This window comes from Achromobacter denitrificans NBRC 15125 (assembly GCF_001571365.1).
Taxonomy (GTDB): domain Bacteria; phylum Pseudomonadota; class Gammaproteobacteria; order Burkholderiales; family Burkholderiaceae_B; genus Achromobacter; species Achromobacter denitrificans.
Map to the genome: position 1 here is coordinate 47,086 of NZ_BCTQ01000026.1, position 21,162 is coordinate 68,247.

A 21,162-nucleotide genomic window follows, 5' to 3' on the forward strand; every position below is an offset into this window, starting at 1 on the left:
CCCCTGCCGCATTTCCCCACGCCCGACACGCCCATGCCCCGCTCGTCCGCCTCCGCCGACTTCCACGCCGCCCTGGCGCCGGCGGGCTGCGCGCGGGCGCTGCGACTAGCGCGCGGTTGCCGGGCCTTGCGCTCCGTGGCCGCCCGACAGCCCTGGGCCCCTGACGGGTCCTGACGCCACCTCCCCCTGACCTGGCCGCCCCGCCCCCTTGCGTACGCGGGCGGCCGACACGCGCCGCGCCCCCGCGGCCGGAGGTTTCCATGCTCGACCAGCCCCAACACAAATACCGCCCCACCCTTCCCTTCACCCGCGACTACGGCGCGCGCACCTGGCCGTCGCGCCGGCCGACGGCGCCGCCGATCTGGATGAGCACCGACATGCGCGACGGCAACCAGGCCCTGATCGAGCCCATGGACGCGGCTCGCAAGCTGCGCTGCTTCGAACAACTGGTGGCCGTGGGGCTGAAGGAAATCGAAGTGGCCTTCCCCTCGGCCTCGGACACGGACTTCAACTTCGTGCGCAAGCTGATCGAGGAACACCGCATTCCCAAGGACGTGACCATCGAAGTGCTGACCCAGTCGCGTCCGGACCTCATCGAACGCACCTTCGAATCGCTGCGCGGCGTTCCCCGCGCCATCGTGCACCTGTACGCCCCCATCGCTCCGCAATGGCGCCGCATCGTGTTCGGCATGAGCAAGGCCGAAATCAAGGAGATCGCGCTGGCCGGCACGCGCCAGATCCGGGCGCTGGCGGATGCGCGCCCCGAGACGCAATGGATCTACGAATACTCCCCCGAGACCTTCAGCCTGGCCGAGCTGGAATTCTCGCTGGAGATGTGCGATGCGGTCAGCGCCGCCTGGGGCCCGACGCCCGAAAACAAGATGATCGTCAACCTGCCGTCCACCGTGGAATGCACCCCGGCCAACGTCTACGCGGACCAGATCGAATGGATGCACCGCCACCTGGCGCGCCGCGACAGCATCGTCCTGAGCGTGCATCCGCACAATGACCGCGGCACGGCCGTAGCCTCGGCGGAGCTGGCGGTGCTGGCTGGCGCCGACCGCGTGGAGGGCTGCCTGTTCGGCAACGGCGAGCGCACCGGCAATGTGGACCTGGTGACGCTGGCCATGAACCTGGACCTGCACGGCATCCGCAGCGGCCTGGATTTTTCGGACATGGCGGCCGTGCGCGCCTGCATCGAGGCCTGCAACCAACTGCCGGTGGACGTGTTCCACCCTTATGCGTTCACCCACGCAACGCCAGCAGCGCCTCCTGCAGATGCCGCAGGCCCCGGCTCAACGGCTTATCCCGGCGCAGCACGATAGCCAGGCTGCGCGACAGGCGCGGCGCCAGCGGCCGGACCGCCAGCGCCGGGCGCGCGCCTGCGCCCGATACCGACAACCTGGGCAGCACCGCGCAGCCCAGGCCGGCGCCAACGATTTCCTTCATGGCTTCGGTGCTGCCCAGCTCCATGACGGGCTTGGCGGCCACGCCCGCGGCCTCGAACCAGTCGTCCACCAGCCGCCGGGTGCGGGCGCCGGGTTCGAACAGCACCAGCGGCAGCCGCGCCAACGCCTGCGGCGTGGCGGCGGCCGGAATGGACGCGGGATCCCGGGCCGGGAAGATCGCCACGAATTCGTCTTCCAGCACCGGCGTCACCTCGAACATGCGGCCCGGCGCCGGCAGCGTGACCAGCCCGATGTCCAGCGTGTTGTTCTCCAGCCCGCGCAGCATGTCCGACGTATTGCCGGTGCTGGCGACGATGTCCAGCGCCGGGAAGCGGCGCCGCAGGTCGGCCAGCAGCGGCGGCAGCAGATAGGTGCAGGCAGTGGCGCCGGTGCCCAGCCGGATGCGGCCGGATACCTGGGAGGCGTGCGCCGTCATGGCGAGTTCGGCCTGGGCCAGCGCGGCGTCGATGACGCGGACGTGCGCCAGCAGTTCCAGCCCGGCCGCGGTGGGGCCGGCGCGGCGGCCGACCCGTTCCACCAGCTTCAGCCCGAAGCGCCGTTCCAGCTGGCGGATCTGCAGGCTGACGGCGGGTTGCGTCACGCCGCTGCGTTCCGCGGCGGCGGAAAAACTGCCCAGTTCGGCCACCAGCGCAAAGGTGCGCAACTGATCCAGATTGAGACCCCGCATTGCATCAACCCAAAGTTTTACTTATGAAAATCATAATAAACCAAAGCTTTATTAATACATGGGCTTGCGCGACACTGAGCACTCGTCTTTCGCCACGCCCTTCCATGCCCTCCAACACCCCCTCCTTCCTCGTCCGCGACAGCGCGCCGGCCGACCTTCCCGCCATCAAGGCCATCTATGCCCACCACGTGCAGCACGGCACGGCCTCCTTCGAGCTGGAGCCGCCCTCCATCGAGGAAATGCGCCAGCGCCGCGCCGCCGTGCTGGAGAAGGACATGCCCTACCTGGTGGCCGAGATCGACGGCGAGATCGTGGGCTACGCCTACGTCACCCCCTACCGTCCGCGCCCGGCCTACCGGCACACGGTGGAGGATTCTGTCTACGTGAAGACGGGCCGCTCCGGGCTGGGCATCGGCGGCAGGCTGCTGGCCGAGCTGATCGCCCGCTGCACCGCCGCCGGCTGGCGGCAGATGCTGGCCGTGGTCGGCGACAGCCGCAACGCGGCATCGCTGGCGCTGCACGCCAGCCAGGGATTCCATGCCGCGGGCACGCTGCGGTCCGTGGGGCACAAGCATGGCGAATGGCGCGACACGGTGCTGATGCAGCGCGCGCTGGGCGAAGGCGACACCACGCCCCCCGTCCGGCCGTGATTCCGCCCCGCGCCATCGTCTGCCTGGGCCTGACCCAACTGGTCGGCTGGGGCGTGACCTTCTACCTGATCGGCGCCCTGGGACCGGCCATGGCGGCCGACCTGGGCTGGAACGCCGCCACCGTGTACGGCGGCTTCTCGGCCGCCATCGTGGTGATGGCCATGGTGTCGCCCCTGGCCGGCCTGGCGGTGGACCGATGGGGCGGGCACCGCGTGATGCCCGCCGGCGCCGTGGTGGCCGCGCTGGGCTGCGCGCTCCTGGCGGCCGCGCACGGCCTGGCCCTCTACTACCTGGCCTGGATCGCGCTGGGGATTGGCATGCGGCTATGCCTGTACGACGCGGCGTTCGCTTCCCTGGCGCGCGCGGCCGGCCCCACCGCGCGCCGGCCCATGTCCCAGATCACGCTGTTCGGCGGCCTGGCATCCACCGTGATGTGGCCGGTCGGCCATGCGCTGGCGGGCTGGCTGGGTTGGCGCGGCGCGGTGCTGGCCTACGGCGCCCTGGCGCTGTCCACGTTGCCGCTGTACCTGGCGCTGCCGCGCGAGCGCTACGCCGCCCCGGCCGGCGCCAAGGACAAGGCCGCCACGGGCCTGGCCCGCAGCCTGGGCGAGCGCCGCCTGGCGGGCGCGCTGTATGCCCTGATCGCCATGCTGACCAACTTCCTCGCGGCCGGCAACGCGGCGCATCTGATCTCGCTGCTTTCCGGCCTGGGGCTGGCCGCGGCGGCGGCCGTCAGCGTCGCCGCGCTGTGGGGCGTGGGCCAGTTCGCGGCGCGCCTGGCCGACGTGGCGCTGGGCTCGCGCCTGCACCCCCTCACTCTGACACTGGCGGTGGGAACGGTGCTGCCCCTGTGCTTCCTGCTGGCGCTGCTGTCCGGGGGCAATCTCTACGCCACCGCGGCCTATGCCCTGCTGTACGGGGCGTGCAACGGCCTGCTCACCATCACGCGCGGCACCTTGCCGCTGGCGCTCTTCGACTTCCGCAGCTACGGCACGCTGGTCGGCGCGCTGCTGATTCCCAGCTTCCTGCTGACGGCCACCGCGCCGGTGGCCTACGCCTATCTGGTGGAGAGCCACGGCGCGCGCGGCGCGATGGCGGTGTCGGTGGGCCTGGCGGCGGCCATCTGCGCGGCCGCGCTGGCGCTGCGCTGGACATTCATCGGGCGGGTGCGCGCGGCCTCCGCCTGACCCGCCGCCGCCCGGGCGCTCAACCTTCGGCGGCGGACGCGACCACCCATTTTTCCCAGCCGATCTTGCGCAGCTTGCAGGCCGGACATTCGCCGCAGCCATACCCCCAGTCGTGCCGCGCGCCACGTTCGCCCAGGTAGCAAGTGTGGCTTTCCTCGACGATGGTCTCGACCAGGGCATCGCCCCCCAGTTGATACGCCAGCGCCCAGGTTTCGGACTTGTCGATCCACATCAGCGGCGTCTCGATTGTGACCCGGGCGCCCAGGCCCAGGCCGAGCGCCACCTGCTGCGCCTTGATGGTGTCGTCGCGGCAGTCGGGATAGCCGGAAAAATCCGTTTCGCACATGCCGCCCACCAGCACGTCCAGCTGGCGGCGGTAGCCCAGGGCGGCGGCCAGGGTCAGGAACAGCAGGTTGCGGCCGGGCACGAAGGTGTTGGGCAGGCCGTTGGCCTGCATCTCGATGGCGCGGTCGCTAGTCATCGCCGTGTCGCCCACCTGGCCCAGCACCTTCAGGTCCAGCAGGTGATCTTCGCCCAGGCGTGGCGCCCAGTCCGGGAAATTCGCGCGGATGTCGCGCAACACGTTCAGGCGCGCGGACAGCTCGATGTGATGGCGCTGCCCGTAATCGAACGCCACGGTTTCCACATGGGCATACCGGTCCAGGGCCCAGGCCAGGCAGGTGGTGGAATCCTGGCCGCCCGAAAACAGCACGAGCGCGCGACGTTGATGGTTTTGCATAGAAGGGGGCTTTGGAAAAAATGAAGGGAAAAGGACTTCTTTTGGCGTAAACAGGCCCTTAGCGAACTTTAACGCAGCCCCGGCGCTTTCCCGTAAGGAAGGCTGCGTAAAATCGATCACGTTTCATTTCCGGTTTACCTGCAACGCCCCTTCCTCCACCCTTTGCCTCCAGCAGCCCGACGGATCCCCGCCAGATGAATGCCATGCGCCAGCAGTCCGATTCAGCAGAACCCTTGCGTCACGACATCCGGCTGTTAGGCCGATTACTGGGAACCGTCATCGAGGAGTGCGAAGGCAAGCGCGTCTTCGACACCATCGAAACCCTGCGCCGCACGGCCGTGAAGTTCCGCCGCGAAGGCAACGACGCCGACGGCAAACTGCTGGAGCAGCGCGTCAAGCGGCTGCAAGGCAGCGACCCGAACTCCGTCGCCCGCGCCTTCAGCTACTTCCTGCACCTCGCCAACATCGCCGAGGACCGCGACCAGAATCGCCGCCAGCGCGCCCGCGCCATCGCCGACGACGCTCCGGCGCGCGGCAGCCTGCGCGAAGCGGTGCAGGCGCTGGGCCGGCATGGCGTCGGCGTGGCGCGCATCCGCCGCCTGCTGGCCGACGCCTGCGTGATGCCCGTGCTGACGGCGCACCCCACCGAAGTGCAGCGCAAGAGCACGCTGGACGTGCACCGGGAAATCGCCGCCGGGCTGACCCAGCGCGACGGCCCCCTCACCCCGGAAGAACTGGCCGACCTGGACGCCTCGCTGCTGGGCCGCGTGGCCACCCTGTGGCAGACCCGCATGCTGCGCTACACGCGGCTCACGGTCGCCGACGAAATCGAGAACGCGCTGTCGTACTACCGCAGCACCTTCCTGCAGGTCATCCCGCGCCTGTACGGGGACCTGTCCAAGCTGCTGAACCGCGAATCCGCCAAGCCCTTCGCCGCCCCGCCCCCGCCGCTGGAACCGTTCCTGCGCATGGGCAGCTGGATCGGCGGCGACCGCGACGGCAACCCGAACGTGGACGCCGGCACGCTGGAACGCGCGTTGCTGCGCCAGGCCACGGTGCTGTTCGAGCACTATCTGCAGGAAGTGCACGCGCTGGGCGCGGAACTGTCCGTCACCACCTTGCTGATCGCGGTGGACGCCGAGCTGCTGGCGCTGGCCGAGGCCAGCGGCGACGATTCCCCGCACCGCCGCGACGAACCCTATCGCCGCGCCCTGGTCGGCGTGTACGCCCGCCTCGCGGCCACCGCGCAGCGCCTCACCGGCCAGGACCTGGCCCGGCGCAGCACCGTCGCCGCCGCCCCTTACGACACGCCGCAGGAATTCTCGGCCGATCTCGCCATCATCGCCGCGTCGCTGGCCGCGCACCATGGCTCGCCCATCGGCAAACTGCGCCTGGCCGGCCTGCAGCAGGCCGTGGAAGTCTTCGGCTTCCACCTCGCCACCGTCGACCTTCGCCAGAGCTCCGACGTGCACGAACGCGCCCTGGCCGAACTGTTCTCGCGCGCCGGCGTGCAGCATGAAGGCAAGCCGCTGGATTACCTGGCGCTGGACGAAGACCAGCGCGTGGCCTTGCTGCGGGCCGAACTATCGCAGGGGCGCCCCCTGGCCTCGCCCTGGATCGCCTACGACGAGGAAACCACGCGCGAACTGGCCGTGCTGCGCGCGGCCGCCGCCGGCCGGGCCCGCTACGGCAAGCAGGCCGTGCGCCAGACCATCGTGTCGCACACCGAAACGCTGAGCGACCTGCTGGAAGTCATGGTGCTGCAGAAGGAAGCCGGCCTGATCGCCCCCGCCGGCCAGGCCATCCTGCCCGAGGACGGCCTGATGGTGGTGCCGCTGTTCGAGACCATACCCGACCTGCAGCGCGGCGCCAGCATCATGGCGGCCTGGCTCGACCTGCCCGAGGTCCGCCAGCGCGTGAAGCAGGCGCAGAACGGCGCGCAGGAAGTCATGCTGGGCTATTCCGACAGCAACAAGGACGGCGGCTTCCTGACCTCCAACTGGTCGCTCTACCAGGCCGAGCGCGCGCTGGTCGACGTGTTCTCCGCGCGCGGCGTGCGCCTGCGCCTGTTCCACGGCCGCGGCGGCTCGGTGGGCCGCGGCGGAGGCTCCAGCTTCGACGCCATCCTGGCGCAGCCGCCGGGCACCGTGGCCGGCCAGATCCGCCTGACCGAGCAAGGCGAAGTCATCCAGAGCAAATACAAGGATGCGGAGGTCGGCCGCTGGCACCTGGAATTGCTGGTCGCCGCGACCCTGGAGTCCAGCCTGGCGCCGCGCGCCGAAGCCACCAGCGCCGAAGACGCGCACATGGCCCACCACGGCCCGGCCATGTCCTTCATGTCGGACACGGCGCAGCGCACCTACCGCGGCCTGGTATACGACACGCCCGGCTTCTCCGATTACTTCTTCGCCGCCACGCCGATCAGCGAAATCGCCGGCCTGAACATCGGTTCGCGCCCCGCCTCGCGCAAGAAGGGGCAGCGCATCGAAGACCTGCGCGCCATCCCCTGGGGCTTTTCCTGGGCGCAATGCCGCCTGATGCTGACGGGCTGGTACGGCATGGGATCGGCCATCGAGGCCTATCTGGAAACCGGCGCCCCGGACGCGCCGCGCTCGCGCCGCAGCCGCCTCGCGCAACTACGCGAAATGGCGCGCGACTGGCCGGCCTTCCGCACCCTGCTCTCCAACATGGAGATGGTGCTGGCCAAGTCCGACCTGGCGATCGCGGCGCGCTATGCGCAGCTGGTGCCGCAGCGCGGCCTGCGCGAGCGCATCTTCGGCGCCATCAGCGCCGAGCACGGCCGCACGCAAGCCATGCTCAAGCTGCTGACCCAGCGCGAGCTGCTGGCCGACAACCCCACCCTGCAAGCCTCGCTGCGCGAACGCTTCGCCTACATCGATCCGCTGAACTACCTGCAGATCGACCTGATCCGCCGCCACCGCGCCGCGCAGAAGCATCCCGAGGCCGAGATCGACAAGCGCGTGCAGCGCGCCATCCACCTGACCATCAACGGCATCGCGGCGGGGTTGCGCAACTCGGGCTGAGCCGTTGTATTGCGGGTGCCTTCCTGGCTCCCCGCGCCGGGCGACCGGCGCCGACGCCTGCCGCCGATGAGGCGGGGACGCCCCCCGGCGCGCGGCAGCGCCCGGGCCGACGCCCCCTGACGGCGTCCACCAGACGGACACCCAAAATTCGCCATTTGTCCGCCCCCCGCGACTTCTAGTACCATCTCTTCCAGAAATTCTATATCCGCACAAATGTTCGTATATAGAACAAAACGATTTTTCTGGCCTGGCGCACAGGAAGGCACACCGGAAGAGACAGAAAGCATCCTGGTTCCGCACGTGCCCGCCCGCAAGCCCGGCATGTCAGCACCGAGCGAACCATCATGGATACTCCCCTCAAGAATCTCGCCATCGTCGGCGCAGGCGCCATGGGCAGCGGCATCGCCGCGCTGTTCGCCTCGAAGGGATTGAACGTCGTCCTGATCGACCCGATGGAAGGCGCGCTGGAACGCGCGCTCCAGACGATAGGCCGCCAGCTGAACGTGTACGCCCCCGGGCGGGTCCAGGAAGCGATGCAGCGCATTCAGGTCGCGCCCGGGCTGGAAGCGGCCTGCAACAGCGACCTGGTGATCGAGGCCGTGCCGGAGAACCTGGAGCTCAAGCGCGGCATCTTCGCCAAGCTCGACTCCCTCTGCCCCGCGTCCACCCTCTTCGCCACCAATACCTCCGGCCTGTCCATCAACGCCATCGCCAGCGCGGTCGTGCGCCGCGACCGCTTCGTGGGCACCCACTTCTTCACCCCCGCCGACGTCATCCCGCTGGTGGAGGTCGTGCGCAACGACGACACCTCCGAGGACACCGTGGCGCGCGTGATGGCCACGCTGCGCTTCGCCGGCAAGCGGCCGGTGCTGGTGCGCCAGGACATCCCCGGCTTCATCGCCAACCGCATCCAGCACGCCCTGGCCCGCGAAGCCATCTCGCTGCTGGAGAAAGGCGTGGCCAGCGCCGAAGACATCGACGAAGTGGTCAAGTGGAGCCTGGGCATCCGCCTGGCCCTGTCCGGCCCGCTGGAACAGCGCGACATGAACGGCATCGACGTGCACTACGCGATCGCCAGCTACCTCTACAAAGACCTCGAAAACCGCACCGAACCCTCGGAGCTGCTGAAGAGCAAGGTCGAAAGCGGGCAGATCGGCGCCAAGAGCGGCCAGGGTTTCTATACCTGGAGCCCCGAGCGCCGCGAGCGCGTGCTGCGCGAAAAGAGCGCCGCGCTCGGCGAACTGGCCGCCTGGCTCAACGGCAAGGCCGGCGACTCCTGACGCAGCGTCCACAAGCATTCACTACATAAGGCGCGGGGCTTTCGGCCACCGCCGCCATCGGGCCACGAGCCCAACCACACAAAGAAAACCTATCGTCCCACCCGCCCCCGCCGAAACCCGGTGCCGGGCGGCGCAAGACACGAGAAAACTTAGCCTTACCGGAGTTTGTTGGAGGCACCATGAATAAACTGGCTTCATTCTTTACGGAGCTGATGCGCAAGTATCTGCCCGACCCCTTCGTCTTCGCGATCGCGCTGACCTTGCTTACCGTGCTGCTGGCCATGGGCGTCGAGGGCAAGGGCATCGGCGACATCACCCGCGCCTGGGGCAACGGCTTCTGGAGCCTGCTGGCCTTCACCACCCAGATGGCCGTGATCCTGGCGATGGGCTACGTGCTGGCCACCGCCCCCCTCACCGACCGCATGCTCAACCGCATCGTCAGCCACGTGCACAAGCCGCACACCGCCATCATCGTGGCGACCCTGGTCGGCGGCATCGGCAGCTACCTGAACTGGGGCTTCGGCCTGGTCATCGGCGGCATCGTCGCCAAGAAGCTGGCGCTGAAGGTCAAGGGCGTGCACTACCCGCTGATCATCGCCGCCGCCTACAGCGGCTTCACCATGTACGGCCTGGGCCTGTCGGCCAGCATCCCCGTGCTGGTGGCCACGCCCAACCACCCCACCGCCAAGCAGATGGGCACCATCCCGCTGTCGGAAACCATTTTCTCGGTGCCGATGCTGATCACCAGCCTGGTCATCATCATCACTCTGCCGCTGCTCAATGCCTGGCTGCACCCCAAGAAGGGCGAGAAAATCGTTGAAGTGGATCCGGCGATCGACCGCGACGCCTCGGCCGGCAATGCCGCCGAAGACCTGCTGGAGAAGGGCACGCTGGCCTCGCGCTTGAACAACAGCCGCCTCCTGAGCCTGCTGATCGGCGCGCTGGGCGTGGCCTACGTGGTCTTCCACTTCATGGACGGCGGCTCGCTGGACCTGAACCTGATCAACTTCATCATCCTGTTCCTGGGCATCATCCTGCTGGGCACCCCGGCCGCCTACGTGGCGAAGCTGACCGAAGGCATCAAGACGATCTCCGGGATCATCCTGCAATACCCCTTCTACGCCGGCATCATGGCCATCATGGCCGCCTCCGGCCTGGTCACCACGATCTCGAAAGTGTTCGTCGACGTGGCCACGCCCGAATCGCTGCCGTTCTGGGGCCTGATCAGTTCCTTCGTCATCAACTTCTTCGCGCCGTCCGCCGGCGGCCACTGGGTCATCCAGGGTCCGTTCATGATCGACGCCGCCAAGGAAATCGGCAGCGCGCTGAACCAGACCACCATGGCCGTCATGCTGGGCAACGCCTGGAACGACCTGGTGCAGCCTTTCTGGATCCTGCCGGCGCTGGCGCTCTCCAAGCTGAAGCTGCGCGACGTGATGGGCTATACCGTCATCATGATGCTGTGGGTCGGCGTGATCCACATCACCGCTGTGCTCCTGTGGGGCTATATGACGCATTGATGGGGCTCCCCCCCTACGCGCTTACGCGCGCCCCCCCAGGGGGGCGACACCTGCAGACCGGCGGAGCCGGATCTGGCGGTGTCCCGGCTTGGGAGAGGTCTAGGCGAGTATGGGATGGCGGTGTTCTAGTGAGCGGTTGACAGCCTGGAATAGGAATAGGGAATCGATATGAGCAAACCTACTGCGTATCTCGTGACCGGCGGCAGCGCCGGGATAGGGGCGGCGATCGTCCGCATGCTGCTGGAGGCGGGGCACAAGGTCGTCAACATCGACTACAAGCTGCCCGAGAATCCGCCGGCGGGGCTGGTTTCGTATCAAGCCGACCTGACCGACGAAGCGCGCACCAAGGAGGTCGCCGCCGAAGTGACCTCGGCCTACAACATCGTGGGCCTCGTGAACAATGCCGGGGCCACGCGCCCGGGCACGGCGGATACGGCCACGCTGGCGGACCTGGACTATGTGGTCAACCTGCACCTGCGCACCGCGCTGATCCTGGCCCAGGCGGCGCTGCCCGCCATGCGCGAAGCCGGCTTCGGCCGCATCGTGAACATGTCCTCGCGCGCGGCGCTGGGCAAGCCGGACCGCGTGGTGTATTCCGCCACCAAGGCCGGCCTGGTGGGCCTGACTCGCACGCTGGCCATGGAACTGGGCGGCGACGGCATCACCGTCAACGCCATCGGCCCCGGCCCGATCGCCACGGACCTCTTCATGAAGAGCAATCCCGCCGGCGCCCCGCAGACCGAACGCATCATCAACAGCATCGTGGTCAAGCGCCTGGGCACGCCGGAAGACGTGGCGCGCGCCGCGATGTTCTTCCTGTCCCCGGACAACGGCTTCGTCACCGGCCAGATGCTGTATGTCTGCGGCGGCACGACGCTGGGCGTCGCTCCGATCTGAGACACGCCATGCGCCTGCCGTCCGCCTCCGCCCTCCGGTTGCGCCGCTTACCGGCGCAGCAGGGCGTGGTTGATCTGGTCGGCGGCGCGGCGCAACGGCGGCAGGAATGTCGCCAGCATTTCCTCGCGCGAAAAGCGGTTGGCATGGCCGCTCACGTTCATCGCGGCGATGACGCGGCCGCTGCGGTCCATGATGGGCACCGCCACGGACTGCAGCCCCGGCTCCAGTTCCTGCGCGACGCAGGCGTAGCCGTCGGCCCGCACGCCGGCCAGCACGCGCTTGAGCTCGGCGATGCCCGTCACCGTGTGCGGCGTATAGGCCTTGATCTGGCTCATCGCCAGCACCCGGTCCAGTTCGTCGTCCGCCAGGCCGGCCAGCAGCACGCGGCCCATCGACGTCACCCAGGCCGGCAGGCGGCTGCCCACGGCCAGGTTGATCGTCATCACCTTGTGGGTGGACAGGCGCAGGATGTAGACGATGTCCGCGCCCTCCAGCACCGACACGGAACAGGATTCGCGCGTCTGCTCGGCCACCTCTTCCATGTACGGCAGCGCCAGGTTCCACAGCGGCGTGCCGGACAGATAGGCATAGCCCAGTTCCAGGATGCGCGGCGTCAGGGCGAATTTGCGGTCGTCGACGGTGACGTAGCCCAGGTGCTCCAGCGTCAGCAGGATGCGGCGCGCCCCGGCACGCGTAAGCCCGGTCACCGCGGCGACCTCGGACAGCGTCATCTGCGAGCGATCCGGGCCGAAGGCCCGGATCACGGACAGGCCGCGCGCGAAGGACTGCACGTAGCTGTCGCTGGGTTGCTGGGTTTCTTGCTCAGCCATCCGTATGCACCAAGAGAAAAAAGCTCGCCGACGGCGAGCCATCCGTTGCCGCCACGGCAACGCCAGACGATGGGAATCGGCCTGCGCCGCGCAGCCTTGACGCTGTCCGATCCCCATGAAACGATGTTCTTCAGCAGAACGGAATTTCTAGTGAAGAACAAATTATGACACGCCACCTATGAGCAAACATCATGATCTCTAAGCTTGTTGCAAGCGCGGCGGCCGCCCTGGCGGACGTACCCGACGGCGCCACCGTCATGATCGGCGGCTTCGGCACCGCCGGCCAGCCCATGGAACTGATCGACGCCCTGCTGGAGCAGGGCGCGAAGGACCTGGTCATCATCAACAACAACGCCGGCAACGGCACCACCGGCCTGGCCGCCCTTCTGGGCGCCAACCGCGTGCGCAAGATCATCTGCTCGTTCCCCCGCCAGGTGGACTCGCAGATCTTCGACGGCCTGTACCGCAGCGGCAAGATCGAACTGGAACTGGTGCCCCAGGGCAACCTGGCCGAGCGCATCCGCGCCGCCGGCGCCGGCATCGGCGCGTTCTTCTCGCCCACCGGCTACGGCACCCCGCTGGCCGACGGCAAGGAAACGCGCGAGATCAACGGCCGCCAGTACGTGCTGGAGTATCCGCTGCACGCCGACTACGCGCTCATCAAGGCCGAGCGCGGCGACCGCTGGGGCAACCTGGTCTACCGCAAGACGGCCCGCAACTTCGGGCCCATCATGGCCAGCGCCGCGCGCGTGGCCGTGGCGCAGGTGCGCGAAGTGGTCGAACTGGGCGAGCTGGACCCCGAAACCGTCGTCACCCCCGGCATCTTCGTGAAGCGCGTCGTGCAGATCGATGCCCAACCGGCCGCCAAGGAGCAGCAATGAGCACCAAACTGACCCGCGACCAGATCGCCGCCCGCGTCGCGCAGGACATCCCCGAAGGCGCCTACGTGAACCTCGGCATCGGCCTGCCCACCCTGGTCGCCAACCATCTTCCCGTCGACCGCGAAGTCATCCTCCATACCGAGAACGGCATGCTGGGCATGGGCCCGGCCCCGGCCAAGGGCCAGGAAGACTACGACCTGATCAACGCAGGCAAGCAGCCCGTGACCGAGCTGCCGGGCTGCTCGTTCTTCCATCACGCCGACTCGTTCGCGATGATGCGCGGCGGCCACCTGGACATCTGCGTGCTCGGCGCCTTCCAGGTGTCGCAGCACGGCGACCTGGCCAACTGGCACACCGGCGCGCCCGACGCCATCCCGGCCGTGGGCGGCGCGATGGACCTGGCCATCGGCGCGAAAGACGTATTCGTGATGATGGAACTGCAGACCCGCGAAGGCCAGAGCAAGCTGGTCGAGGCCTGCACCTATCCGCTGACCGGCGTGCGCTGCGTCTCGCGCGTGTACACCGACGTGGCCGTGTTCGACATCCGCGCCGACGGCGTGACGGTGATCGACATGTTCGGCGACACCACCGCCGACGAGTTGCTGCGCCTGACCGGCCTGCCGCTGAAGTTCGCCCGCTGATTTTTCATATCCCCGCGCTCCGGCACCGCCGGAGCGGCCTTACTGGAGAGAGTCATCATGTTGTTCATGGTTCAAATGCAGGTCAATCTTCCCGTCGACATGCCCGCCGACCGCGCCGATAAGCTCAAAGCGGACGAAAAGGCCCTGGCGCAGCAGCTGCAGCGCGACGGCAAGTGGAAGGAACTGTGGCGCGTCGTGGGCCGCTACGCCAACGTCAGCATCTTCGACGTGGAGAACAACGACGAGCTGCACGCGCTGCTGTCGTCCCTGCCGCTGTTCCCGTACATGGATATCGAGGTCACCGCGCTGGCGCGCCACCCCTCGGCGATCTGAGAGGAGCCCCGCATGCCCTACATTATCGAAACCTTCGACAAGCCCGATCACCAGGCCGTGCGCCAGCAGCACCGCGCCGCCCACCTGGAATTCCTGGACGCCAACAAGCAGCTGCTGCTGGCCTGCGGCGCCAAGCTGCAGGACGACGGCAAGGACGCTGGCGGCGGCCTGTACATCGTGGCCGTGGAAACGCGCGAGGCCGCGCAACAGTTCATCGACGCCGATCCGTTTTCCAAGGCCGACCTGTTCGACCGCGTGACCATCACGCGCTGGCGCAAAGCCTACGTCGACGGCGCCTGCTATCTGTAAACGCTTTCGCGGCCGCCTCCGGGCGGCCGTTGCCTTATCCCCGAGGAATTCCCCATGTCTTACGCCGATCTCAGCCAGGCCCGGCTGTTCTACGTCATCGATGGCCCCGCCGACGCGCCGGTACTCGTGCTCTCCAATTCGCTGGGCACCTGCTCCGACATGTGGGCCCGCCAGATCCCCGAACTGACCAAGCACTTCCGCGTGCTGCGCTACGACACCCGCGGCCATGGCAAATCGTCCGTGCCCGAAGGCGAATACAGCTTCGAGCAACTGGGCAACGACGTGGCCGAGCTGCTCGCGCACCTGGGCATCAAGCGCGCGCACTTCTGCGGCCTGTCCATGGGCGGCCCGACCGGCCTGTGGTTGGCGCTGGCGCGTCCCGAACTCGTAGGCAAGCTGATCCTGTGCAACACCGCCGCGCGCATCGGCTCGGCCGAAGGCTGGAGCGCCCGCATCGCCGCCGTGGCGGAACAGACCCTGGAGAACATGGCGCCCACGCTGGTGGAACGCTGGCTCACCGACGGCTACCGCGCCGCCGAGCCGGGCCTGACCCAGGTACTGATCGACATGCTGCGCCGCACGCCGGACGCCGGCTACTCGGGCAATTGCGCCGCGCTGCGCGACGCCGATTTCCGCGAACAGGTGGCCTCCATCTCGGCGCCCACCCTGGTCATCTCCAGCACGCACGACCTGGCCGCCACGCCCGCGCAAGGCCGCGAGCTGGCCGACGCCATCCCGGGCGCGCGCTATCTTGAATTGAACACCTCCCACATCTCGAACTGGGAGCAACCCGAAGCCTACACCCGCGCGGTCGTCGACTTCCTGACGGAGTAGGCATCATGCAGCGCTGGAAACACCGGCCCGAAGGCTCCAACTGGGGCGACTTCGGGCCCGACGACCAACTCGGCCGCCTGAATCTCATCACCGAAGAACAGGTCCTGAAAGGCGCGCGCGAAATCCGCGCCGGCAAGACCTTCTGCCTGTCGCTGCCGCTGGACCTGCCCGGCGGCAACGTGCTCAATCCGCGGCGCCATCCGCCGCAGCTGAGCCCCACCCGCCTGGCGGATACGCCCTACCTGAACTTCCCGCTGCGCAACGTCAATCCCGACGCGGTCGACGTACTGAGCGACGACCAGGTGCTGCTGTCCATGCAGTACTCCACGCAATGGGATGCGCTGGCGCACGTCGGCGCGCTGTTCGACGCCGATGGCGACGGCAAGCCCGAGCTGCGCTATTACAACGGCTTCCAGGCCGGCGTCGATGTCGTCGGCCCGGCCGACGGCGACCACACCGGCTGCGGCTGCAACAGCGGCGGCCCCTCGGCCGCGTTGAAACTGGGTGTCGAGAACCTGGCGCAGAAAGGCATGCAGGGACGCGGCGTGCTGGTGGACCTGTTCCGCCACTATGGCCCCGGCCGCACGCTGATCGGCCACGCGGAACTGATGCGCGTGCTGGACGCGGACGACATCCGCGTCGAAGCCGGCGACATGCTGGTGCTGCGCACCGGCTACGCCGAGGCGGTGGTCGCCATGAACGGCAAGCCCGACGCCGAAACGCTGCACACCTACGGCGCCGCGCTGGACGGCACCGACGACGCGCTGCTGCAATGGATCACGGACAGCGGCATCGCCGCCATCTGCGCCGACAACTACGCCGTGGAAGCCTACCCCGCGCGCGAGAAGACCGGCCCGCGCGCCATGCTGCCGCTGCATCACCATTGCCTGTTCAAGCTGGGCTTGCCCCTGGCCGAACTGTGGTACCTGAAGGACCTGGCCGAGTGGCTGCGCGCCAACGGCCGCCATCATTTCATGCTGACGGCGCCGCCGCTGCGCCTGCCGCACGCGATCGGCTCGCCGGTGACGCCGATCGCGACGGTCTAGGCGGCTGCGGCTTTCCCGCCCGGCGGGCGGGCCTCAGCCTTTCAGGCAGGTGCTCATGAAGGTCTTGCGCTGGTCGCCGGTCAGCTTCTGCTCGCCGGCCTTCGCATTGCAGTCCTTCATTTTCTGCTGCTGCGGCGTGAGCTGCTTGGCGGGCGAGGCTTCGCCCTTCAGGCAGCTGCTCATATAGGCCTTGCGCTCATCGCCCTTCTTGCCTTCCGCCGACTTGTTGCAGTCCGCCATGCGCTGCTGCTGCGGCGTGGGCGTCTTGGCGGGAGCGGCGGGCGTCTGGGCCAGGGCGGCCCCGGCGAAGCAGGCGGACAACAGGATGGCAGAGGCGAACTGGCTGGTACGGGAAAGCATGGTTCCTCCCTTGAGCGTCCGCGCGCCGGGAATCTGGCGCGATGGCGGGCCGCACGATCCGCCGGCCCAATCGCCGGCCCGGTCATCATCGAACAAACCGCGGCCCGCCGCAAGAGCCCCGAAAGTCAAGAATCGCCAAGGGCTGACGGCGCGCTGAAACGGCGCGCACCACGCCCGCGCCCGCCCGTTCATCCGTTTGACCTGTTGTGTCCTGCCCCGGAAAGGTGTGAGATAGGCGGGTCTGCCGCCCGTCGCGCCGGCTTCACCGGAGACCGCCATGAAATCCGCCCTCGCCGCTTGCGCCCTGCTGGCCGGCCTGTCCTGCGCCGCCTACGCGCAGGAACCCGTCTATGGCGTCACCCTGGGCAACGTCCAGGCGGTGCGCGACGTCAACCAGAACCTCTCGGCCATCACCGGACTGCTGGCCAACCAGTCCGCCCGCCCCATCACCGGCGTCCTGCTGACCTTCGTGCTGTACGACGAGCATGGTAAGGAAATCGGCCGGGTGCGCGACGACGTGCCCGGCCCCCTGGCGCCCGGGCAGATCAAGCAGGTCAGGGCCGTCACGCCCCTGCAATTCACCCGCGTCACCGCGCAGGACGTCAGCGCGCGCTAGGCCCGCCGATGGCCCCGCCAGGAGAAAAAACCCTCATTCCGTCAGGGTTTAGCGGGGGGGACGCCAGGGCAAGTATGGGAAAATCCGGTATGTCGACTCGATGAAAAGGGGCTTCCAAACGAAGCCCCTTGTTGCGTGCGTCGGCACTACGAGGAAGAAAAGATCATGTTTCCAAAAAGACTCACCGAAGGCTACCAATCATTCCTACAGGGCCGCTTCCACTCGGAAAGCAGCCGATACCAGAAGCTGGCCGAACTTGGACAGAGCCCGGAAATCCTGATCATCGGATGCTGCGACTCCCGCGTCTCGCCCGAAGTCATCTTCGATGCCGGCCCCGGCGAAATGTTCGTGATCCGCAACGTCGCGAACCTGGTGCCGCCCTGTGACCCCGACTCCGAATCCTCTTACCACGGCACCAGCGCCGCCATCGAATTCGCCGTCAACGGCCTGAACGTCAAGCACATCGTCGTGCTGGGCCACGCCTCCTGCGGCGGCATCCGTTCCTTCTTCGACGACGCCAAGCCGCTGTCCAAGGGCGATTTCATCGGCAAATGGATGTCGCAGATCGAGCCCGTGGCCGAACGGCTGGGCCCCGCCACCGGCGACCGCCAGGCCAATCTGAAGCGCCTCGAACTGGCCACGGTGGAACACAGCCTGAACAACCTGATGACGTTCCCGGCCATCCGCCAGCGCGTGGAAAACGGCGACCTGGAACTGCACGGCACCTACTTCGGCGTGGCCACCGGCGTGCTGTTCCTGCGCGACCCCAAGACCGGCGACTTCAACCCTTGCCTGGAAACCGGCATCGTCGGCTAGCCGCGGCCCGGCCGGCGCGGCCCTACACCCGGTAGGCCTGCGCCAGCCGCTCGTAGTTGTTCTTCAGGATGATGCCGGCATAGTAGACATGCTCGCGCATCAGGTCCTCGGCGCGGGCGCCGTCCCGGGCGATGATCGCGCTGACGATGCGATGGTGATCGTCGTGCGAACGCAGAATGATCCCGTGGTCCTCCCACAGGATGATCCGGTCCGACGCGTAGGGGATCGCCTGCGCCTGGGTGGCGAACCGCCGCACCCACGGATTGCCCGCGGCTTCCAGGATGCCGTTGTGCAGCGTGATGTTCACCTTCTGGTACGGCAGGTGGTCCTCGGGCAGCAGCTCGCCCTTGGCCAGGATCCGGTCGCCGTCGTCCAGGCAATTCTTCAGCACCGCCACCGCGTCATGCGACAGGCCGCGCAAGGCGGCCTGCCGGCAGGCCAGCCCTTCCAGCGCCGCCCGCACCTCGTAGGCCGCCACGATCTCCCCGATGTCATAGGCGCGCACGGTATACCCGCGCTTGGGCAGGTGTTCCAGCAGGCCCTCATTGCCCAGCGTCGCCAACGCGGCGCGCACCGGCGTGCGCGATACGCCGAGCTTCTCGGCCAGCGGGATTTCTTCCAGGCGCGCGCCGGGGCTGAACTTGCCATGCAGCACCCAGTCCCGCAGCGTATCGGTAACGTGTTGAGATAGCGTATCCATACCCTTATTGTATACATGAAGAATACTTGCGCCAGCGCTCGGGATTCTACATTCGCGTTCTCCCCAGTGCGATTGCCCTAGATCAAACGATCTTCAGGGTAAGCCCCTATACCTGGCACCCATCCATGTATACATAATCGCAAAAAATTATCGAGAGCGGCCATGCCATCCCCAAGGCTTGCGGCACGCCATCGAGGAGACAGCATGTCCAATGTATCCACGCCCGCCGGGTCCGGCGCGCTTTCCCGCCTGGCCCTCGTCACTGGAGGCGGCGGCGGCATCGGCGCCAAGGTCTGCCGGGAACTGGCGCTCGCGGGCTTTCGCGTCGTGGTGTCCGACCTGGACGCCGGCCGCGCCGGCCGTGTCGCCGAGGAACTCGGCCCGCCCCACGCAGCCCATGCCTTCGACGTCAGCGACGAAACCTCGGTCGAACGCGCCTTCGACGAGATCGAAACGCGGCACGGCCCCATCGCGGTGCTGGTCAGCGCCGCCGGCCTGCTGCTGTTCCAGCCCGATGGCGAACGCCCGCTGATCAAGGACACCACGCTGGATATCTGGGAACGCAGCTTCGCCGTCAACGCCCGCGGCGTTTTCCTGTGCGGACGCGCCTACCTGCGCCGGCGCGAAACCGCGCCGCTCGCGCACGGCCGCATCGTCACCTTCACCTCGGTGGCGGCGCAGCTGGGCGGGTATCGGTCCAGCGCCTCGTACATCTCGGCCAAGTCCGCCGTGCTGGGCCTGACCAAGGCCATGGCGCGCGAATCCGCGCACCTGGGCGTCACCGTCAACGGCATCGCGCCTGGCCTGATCGACACCGACATGCTGCGCAGCACCGTCACCAGCAGCGGCGCCCTCGCCGCGGCCGCGCAGGCCATTCCGCTCGGCCGCATCGGCACCGTGGACGACGTGGCCGCCGCCGTGCGCTTCCTGGCCTCCGAAGAAGCCGGATATATCACCGGCAGCGTCATCGACGTCAACGGCGGCTACCGCATGCAGTAGGGATTTCCGGCGGCCTGCCGCCACCGCAGCAAAGCGCCGCGCCGGCACAGGCGCGCATCCAGAAACGGGAGACAAAGCATGAATCAACGTAGTCGCTACGCGACGGCTGCCGCGCTATGCGCGTGGGCCCTGTCGACAGGCGCGCAAGCGCAGCAGGAGCCCGGCGTCACCGACAAGACCATCAGGATCGGCATGTTCGCACCGCTGTCCGGCAGCGGCATGGCCTATGGCTTCGACGTCGTGAACGCCGCCAAGATGTGGTACGCCAAGGTCAACAAGGAAGGCGGCGTGAACGGCCGGCAGATCGAGCTGGTCATCGAGGACGACCGCTGCAACGCCAACGACCTGGTCGCCGCCGTGAAGAAGCTGAACGAGCAGGACAAGGTGTTCCTGCTGAACGGCGGGTCCTGCTCGGCCGCCGTGGTCGCCTCGCGCGAATACGTCGAGCGCGAGAAAGTGCCGCTCGTCATGCTCAATGCCTCCGGCGACGGCGCGCTCTACCCCCCCTCCAAGTACATCTACGGCGCCTTCTCGATCTCGCAGCACGCGGTGGGCGGCTCGATGGTGCAGTTCGCGTCGGAACACCTGAAAGCCAAGAAGATCGGCTACATCAACCATGACGACGCCTACGGCGGCTGGAACCTGGAGGCCGCGCAATCGCAGGCCAAGCAACTGGGCGATCCGGTCCTGCAGGTGCAATCGGTGAACCCGAATATCACCGACGTCACCGCGCCGATGCTGAAGATCCGCGCCGCCAACCCGGACGTGCTGCTGCTGACCACCTATGCCCGCCCCGCCGCGCTCATCATCAAGAAGGCGCAGGAACTGGGCTGGAACAAGCCCATCGTGCTGGCGGTGAACGGCACGGCCGACCTGAAGCAGCTGGTGGAGAACGTGGGCAACAAAGACGCGTTCAAGAACGTCTACATCCAGGACGTGCTGTCCGACCTGCCCGGCGGGCCCAAGCTCACCTGGGTGTACGACATGTACAAGCAGTCCTACCCCGACCTGGCCGCCAAGCCCGGTCATCCCCAGTCGTACATGCCCTACGGCCTGCCGCCAGCGATGGCGGTGGTGAACGCGCTCAAGGCCGCCGGCCCGCAGCCCACGCGCGAGAAGGTGTTGCAGGCGCTGGAGACGATGAAGTTCGACTCCGAGGTCATGGCCGGCCCCATCGAGTTCGGCCCGGGCGACCGCGCCGCGCAGGAAGCCGCCATCTACATCAAGTTCGACGGCAGCAATATGTCGCTCGTTCCCGGCGCGTTCAAGAGCACCTGGCAGTACCAGCCCTAGGCCCGCGGCCAGAAACAGGCCTAGCCCGCGCGGCGGCGCAGCGCCGCGCGG

The 21,162-nt window shown here is 67.9% G+C and carries 22 protein-coding genes; 17 read left to right on the top strand and 5 right to left on the bottom strand.

What is annotated here, in order from left to right:
* The first annotated feature begins 260 nt into the window (after window positions 1-260).
* The gene (locus tag ADE01S_RS20625; RefSeq protein ID WP_062683620.1) at window positions 261-1,325 is read left to right on the top strand and encodes a 2-isopropylmalate synthase; all 1,065 of its coding nucleotides are present in this window, start codon (window positions 261-263) and stop codon (window positions 1,323-1,325) included.
* Here ADE01S_RS20625 and ADE01S_RS20630 read toward each other — a convergent pair.
* A complete protein-coding gene (locus tag ADE01S_RS20630) occupies window positions 1,246-2,136 on the bottom strand; it encodes a LysR family transcriptional regulator (protein ID WP_062683621.1) in 891 nt (296 codons plus the stop codon). The genes ADE01S_RS20625 and ADE01S_RS20630 overlap by 80 nt on opposite strands.
* A 104-nt stretch (window positions 2,137-2,240) precedes the next feature.
* On the opposite strand from ADE01S_RS20630, the gene ADE01S_RS20635 reads away from it, so the two are divergent.
* Together ADE01S_RS20635 and ADE01S_RS20640 are read left to right on the top strand one after the other, a co-directional pair.
* Window positions 2,241-2,786, top strand: coding sequence for a GNAT family N-acetyltransferase (locus ADE01S_RS20635; RefSeq protein ID WP_020229228.1), 546 nt, complete (start codon window positions 2,241-2,243; stop codon window positions 2,784-2,786).
* Window positions 2,783-3,973: an MFS transporter gene (locus tag ADE01S_RS20640; protein ID WP_062683622.1), complete on the top strand. Its 1,191-nt coding sequence runs from the start codon at window positions 2,783-2,785 to the stop codon at window positions 3,971-3,973. Before ADE01S_RS20635 ends, ADE01S_RS20640 begins: the two co-directional genes overlap by 4 nt.
* 19 nt (window positions 3,974-3,992) lie before the next feature.
* Here ADE01S_RS20640 and queC read toward each other — a convergent pair whose 3' ends face one another.
* Complete coding sequence (gene queC, locus ADE01S_RS20645) at window positions 3,993-4,712, bottom strand: 7-cyano-7-deazaguanine synthase QueC (RefSeq protein ID WP_062683623.1); 720 nt, start codon at window positions 4,710-4,712, stop codon at window positions 3,993-3,995.
* Between the two features lie 194 nt (window positions 4,713-4,906).
* On the opposite strand from queC, the gene ppc reads away from it, so the two are divergent.
* The 4 genes from ppc to ADE01S_RS20665 all read left to right on the top strand — a co-directional run bounded on the left by ppc (window position 4,907) and on the right by ADE01S_RS20665 (window position 11,453).
* On the top strand, window positions 4,907-7,756 hold the full coding sequence (ppc, locus tag ADE01S_RS20650) for a phosphoenolpyruvate carboxylase (RefSeq protein ID WP_062683624.1): 2,850 nt from the start codon (window positions 4,907-4,909) through the stop codon (window positions 7,754-7,756).
* Window positions 7,757-8,100: 344 nt separating this feature from the next.
* Complete coding sequence (locus tag ADE01S_RS20655; protein ID WP_062683625.1) at window positions 8,101-9,036, top strand: 3-hydroxyacyl-CoA dehydrogenase family protein; 936 nt, start codon at window positions 8,101-8,103, stop codon at window positions 9,034-9,036.
* A 179-nt stretch (window positions 9,037-9,215) separates the two neighbouring features.
* A complete protein-coding gene (locus ADE01S_RS20660; RefSeq protein WP_062683626.1) occupies window positions 9,216-10,556 on the top strand; it encodes a short-chain fatty acid transporter in 1,341 nt (446 codons plus the stop codon).
* Window positions 10,557-10,724: 168 nt separating this feature from the next.
* Window positions 10,725-11,453, top strand: coding sequence for an SDR family NAD(P)-dependent oxidoreductase (locus ADE01S_RS20665; RefSeq protein ID WP_062683627.1), 729 nt, complete (start codon window positions 10,725-10,727; stop codon window positions 11,451-11,453).
* 47 nt (window positions 11,454-11,500) lie between these two features.
* Here the strand turns inward: ADE01S_RS20665 and ADE01S_RS20670 are convergent, their stop codons facing one another.
* Window positions 11,501-12,283: an IclR family transcriptional regulator gene (locus ADE01S_RS20670; RefSeq protein WP_062683628.1), complete on the bottom strand. Its 783-nt coding sequence runs from the start codon at window positions 12,281-12,283 to the stop codon at window positions 11,501-11,503.
* A 191-nt stretch (window positions 12,284-12,474) separates the two neighbouring features.
* On the opposite strand from ADE01S_RS20670, the gene ADE01S_RS20675 reads away from it, so the two are divergent.
* From ADE01S_RS20675 to ADE01S_RS20700, 6 genes are read left to right on the top strand one after another with little or no spacing between them, the layout of a single operon-like run.
* Entirely contained in the window at window positions 12,475-13,164 is a 690-nt protein-coding gene (locus ADE01S_RS20675; protein WP_043546699.1) for a 3-oxoacid CoA-transferase subunit A, read from the top strand.
* A complete protein-coding gene (locus ADE01S_RS20680; RefSeq protein ID WP_062683629.1) occupies window positions 13,161-13,805 on the top strand; it encodes a 3-oxoacid CoA-transferase subunit B in 645 nt (214 codons plus the stop codon). The genes ADE01S_RS20675 and ADE01S_RS20680 overlap by 4 nt, the downstream gene beginning before the upstream one ends.
* Window positions 13,806-13,862: 57 nt before the next feature.
* Window positions 13,863-14,138 carry a muconolactone Delta-isomerase gene (catC, locus tag ADE01S_RS20685; protein WP_062683630.1) on the top strand — a complete coding sequence of 92 codons (276 nt, stop codon included), beginning with the start codon at window positions 13,863-13,865 and terminating at the stop codon, window positions 14,136-14,138.
* Between the two features lie 12 nt (window positions 14,139-14,150).
* Window positions 14,151-14,447 carry a YciI family protein gene (locus ADE01S_RS20690; protein WP_062683631.1) on the top strand — a complete coding sequence of 99 codons (297 nt, stop codon included), beginning with the start codon at window positions 14,151-14,153 and terminating at the stop codon, window positions 14,445-14,447.
* Window positions 14,448-14,501: 54 nt separating this feature from the next.
* Window positions 14,502-15,281, top strand: a complete 780-nt coding sequence (gene pcaD, locus ADE01S_RS20695; protein ID WP_062683632.1) for a 3-oxoadipate enol-lactonase — start codon at window positions 14,502-14,504, stop codon at window positions 15,279-15,281.
* Window positions 15,282-15,286: 5 nt separating this feature from the next.
* On the top strand, window positions 15,287-16,327 hold the full coding sequence (locus ADE01S_RS20700; protein WP_062683633.1) for a cyclase family protein: 1,041 nt from the start codon (window positions 15,287-15,289) through the stop codon (window positions 16,325-16,327).
* Window positions 16,328-16,360: 33 nt separating this feature from the next.
* Here the strand turns inward: ADE01S_RS20700 and ADE01S_RS20705 are convergent, their stop codons facing one another.
* The gene (locus tag ADE01S_RS20705) at window positions 16,361-16,687 is read right to left on the bottom strand and encodes a PsiF family protein (RefSeq protein WP_062683634.1); all 327 of its coding nucleotides are present in this window, start codon (window positions 16,685-16,687) and stop codon (window positions 16,361-16,363) included.
* A gap of 277 nt (window positions 16,688-16,964) precedes the next feature.
* On the opposite strand from ADE01S_RS20705, the gene ADE01S_RS20710 reads away from it, so the two are divergent.
* Together ADE01S_RS20710 and ADE01S_RS20715 are read left to right on the top strand one after the other, a co-directional pair.
* Window positions 16,965-17,303, top strand: a complete 339-nt coding sequence (locus tag ADE01S_RS20710) for an FxLYD domain-containing protein (protein WP_062683635.1) — start codon at window positions 16,965-16,967, stop codon at window positions 17,301-17,303.
* A gap of 165 nt (window positions 17,304-17,468) precedes the next feature.
* Window positions 17,469-18,119: a carbonic anhydrase gene (locus ADE01S_RS20715; RefSeq protein WP_062683668.1), complete on the top strand. Its 651-nt coding sequence runs from the start codon at window positions 17,469-17,471 to the stop codon at window positions 18,117-18,119.
* Between the two features lie 22 nt (window positions 18,120-18,141).
* Here the strand turns inward: ADE01S_RS20715 and ADE01S_RS20720 are convergent, their stop codons facing one another.
* Entirely contained in the window at window positions 18,142-18,819 is a 678-nt protein-coding gene (locus ADE01S_RS20720; RefSeq protein WP_062683636.1) for a GntR family transcriptional regulator, read from the bottom strand.
* 204 nt (window positions 18,820-19,023) lie between these two features.
* On the opposite strand from ADE01S_RS20720, the gene ADE01S_RS20725 reads away from it, so the two are divergent.
* Together ADE01S_RS20725 and ADE01S_RS20730 are read left to right on the top strand one after the other, a co-directional pair.
* Window positions 19,024-19,818: an SDR family NAD(P)-dependent oxidoreductase gene (locus ADE01S_RS20725; RefSeq protein ID WP_062683637.1), complete on the top strand. Its 795-nt coding sequence runs from the start codon at window positions 19,024-19,026 to the stop codon at window positions 19,816-19,818.
* 78 nt (window positions 19,819-19,896) lie between these two features.
* Complete coding sequence (locus ADE01S_RS20730) at window positions 19,897-21,111, top strand: ABC transporter substrate-binding protein (RefSeq protein ID WP_062683638.1); 1,215 nt, start codon at window positions 19,897-19,899, stop codon at window positions 21,109-21,111.
* The last annotated feature ends 51 nt before the right edge of the window (window positions 21,112-21,162 follow it).

What these genes read in the sequence shown, in the direction of transcription:
- ADE01S_RS20625 (WP_062683620.1), top strand. Translation starts at nt 261, where the DNA reads ATGCTCGACCAGCCCCAACACAAATACCGCCCCACCCTTCCCTTCACC.
- ADE01S_RS20630 (WP_062683621.1), bottom strand. Translation starts at nt 2,136, where the DNA reads ATGCGGGGTCTCAATCTGGATCAGTTGCGCACCTTTGCGCTGGTGGCC.
- ADE01S_RS20635 (WP_020229228.1), top strand. Translation starts at nt 2,241, where the DNA reads ATGCCCTCCAACACCCCCTCCTTCCTCGTCCGCGACAGCGCGCCGGCC.
- queC (WP_062683623.1), bottom strand. Translation starts at nt 4,712, where the DNA reads ATGCAAAACCATCAACGTCGCGCGCTCGTGCTGTTTTCGGGCGGCCAG.
- ppc (WP_062683624.1), top strand. Translation starts at nt 4,907, where the DNA reads ATGAATGCCATGCGCCAGCAGTCCGATTCAGCAGAACCCTTGCGTCAC.
- ADE01S_RS20655 (WP_062683625.1), top strand. Translation starts at nt 8,101, where the DNA reads ATGGATACTCCCCTCAAGAATCTCGCCATCGTCGGCGCAGGCGCCATG.
- ADE01S_RS20660 (WP_062683626.1), top strand. Translation starts at nt 9,216, where the DNA reads ATGAATAAACTGGCTTCATTCTTTACGGAGCTGATGCGCAAGTATCTG.
- ADE01S_RS20665 (WP_062683627.1), top strand. Translation starts at nt 10,725, where the DNA reads ATGAGCAAACCTACTGCGTATCTCGTGACCGGCGGCAGCGCCGGGATA.
- ADE01S_RS20670 (WP_062683628.1), bottom strand. Translation starts at nt 12,283, where the DNA reads ATGGCTGAGCAAGAAACCCAGCAACCCAGCGACAGCTACGTGCAGTCC.
- ADE01S_RS20675 (WP_043546699.1), top strand. Translation starts at nt 12,475, where the DNA reads ATGATCTCTAAGCTTGTTGCAAGCGCGGCGGCCGCCCTGGCGGACGTA.
- ADE01S_RS20680 (WP_062683629.1), top strand. Translation starts at nt 13,161, where the DNA reads ATGAGCACCAAACTGACCCGCGACCAGATCGCCGCCCGCGTCGCGCAG.
- catC (WP_062683630.1), top strand. Translation starts at nt 13,863, where the DNA reads ATGTTGTTCATGGTTCAAATGCAGGTCAATCTTCCCGTCGACATGCCC.
- ADE01S_RS20690 (WP_062683631.1), top strand. Translation starts at nt 14,151, where the DNA reads ATGCCCTACATTATCGAAACCTTCGACAAGCCCGATCACCAGGCCGTG.
- pcaD (WP_062683632.1), top strand. Translation starts at nt 14,502, where the DNA reads ATGTCTTACGCCGATCTCAGCCAGGCCCGGCTGTTCTACGTCATCGAT.
- ADE01S_RS20700 (WP_062683633.1), top strand. Translation starts at nt 15,287, where the DNA reads ATGCAGCGCTGGAAACACCGGCCCGAAGGCTCCAACTGGGGCGACTTC.
- ADE01S_RS20705 (WP_062683634.1), bottom strand. Translation starts at nt 16,687, where the DNA reads ATGCTTTCCCGTACCAGCCAGTTCGCCTCTGCCATCCTGTTGTCCGCC.
- ADE01S_RS20710 (WP_062683635.1), top strand. Translation starts at nt 16,965, where the DNA reads ATGAAATCCGCCCTCGCCGCTTGCGCCCTGCTGGCCGGCCTGTCCTGC.
- ADE01S_RS20715 (WP_062683668.1), top strand. Translation starts at nt 17,469, where the DNA reads ATGTTTCCAAAAAGACTCACCGAAGGCTACCAATCATTCCTACAGGGC.
- ADE01S_RS20720 (WP_062683636.1), bottom strand. Translation starts at nt 18,819, where the DNA reads ATGGATACGCTATCTCAACACGTTACCGATACGCTGCGGGACTGGGTG.
- ADE01S_RS20725 (WP_062683637.1), top strand. Translation starts at nt 19,024, where the DNA reads ATGTCCAATGTATCCACGCCCGCCGGGTCCGGCGCGCTTTCCCGCCTG.
- ADE01S_RS20730 (WP_062683638.1), top strand. Translation starts at nt 19,897, where the DNA reads ATGAATCAACGTAGTCGCTACGCGACGGCTGCCGCGCTATGCGCGTGG.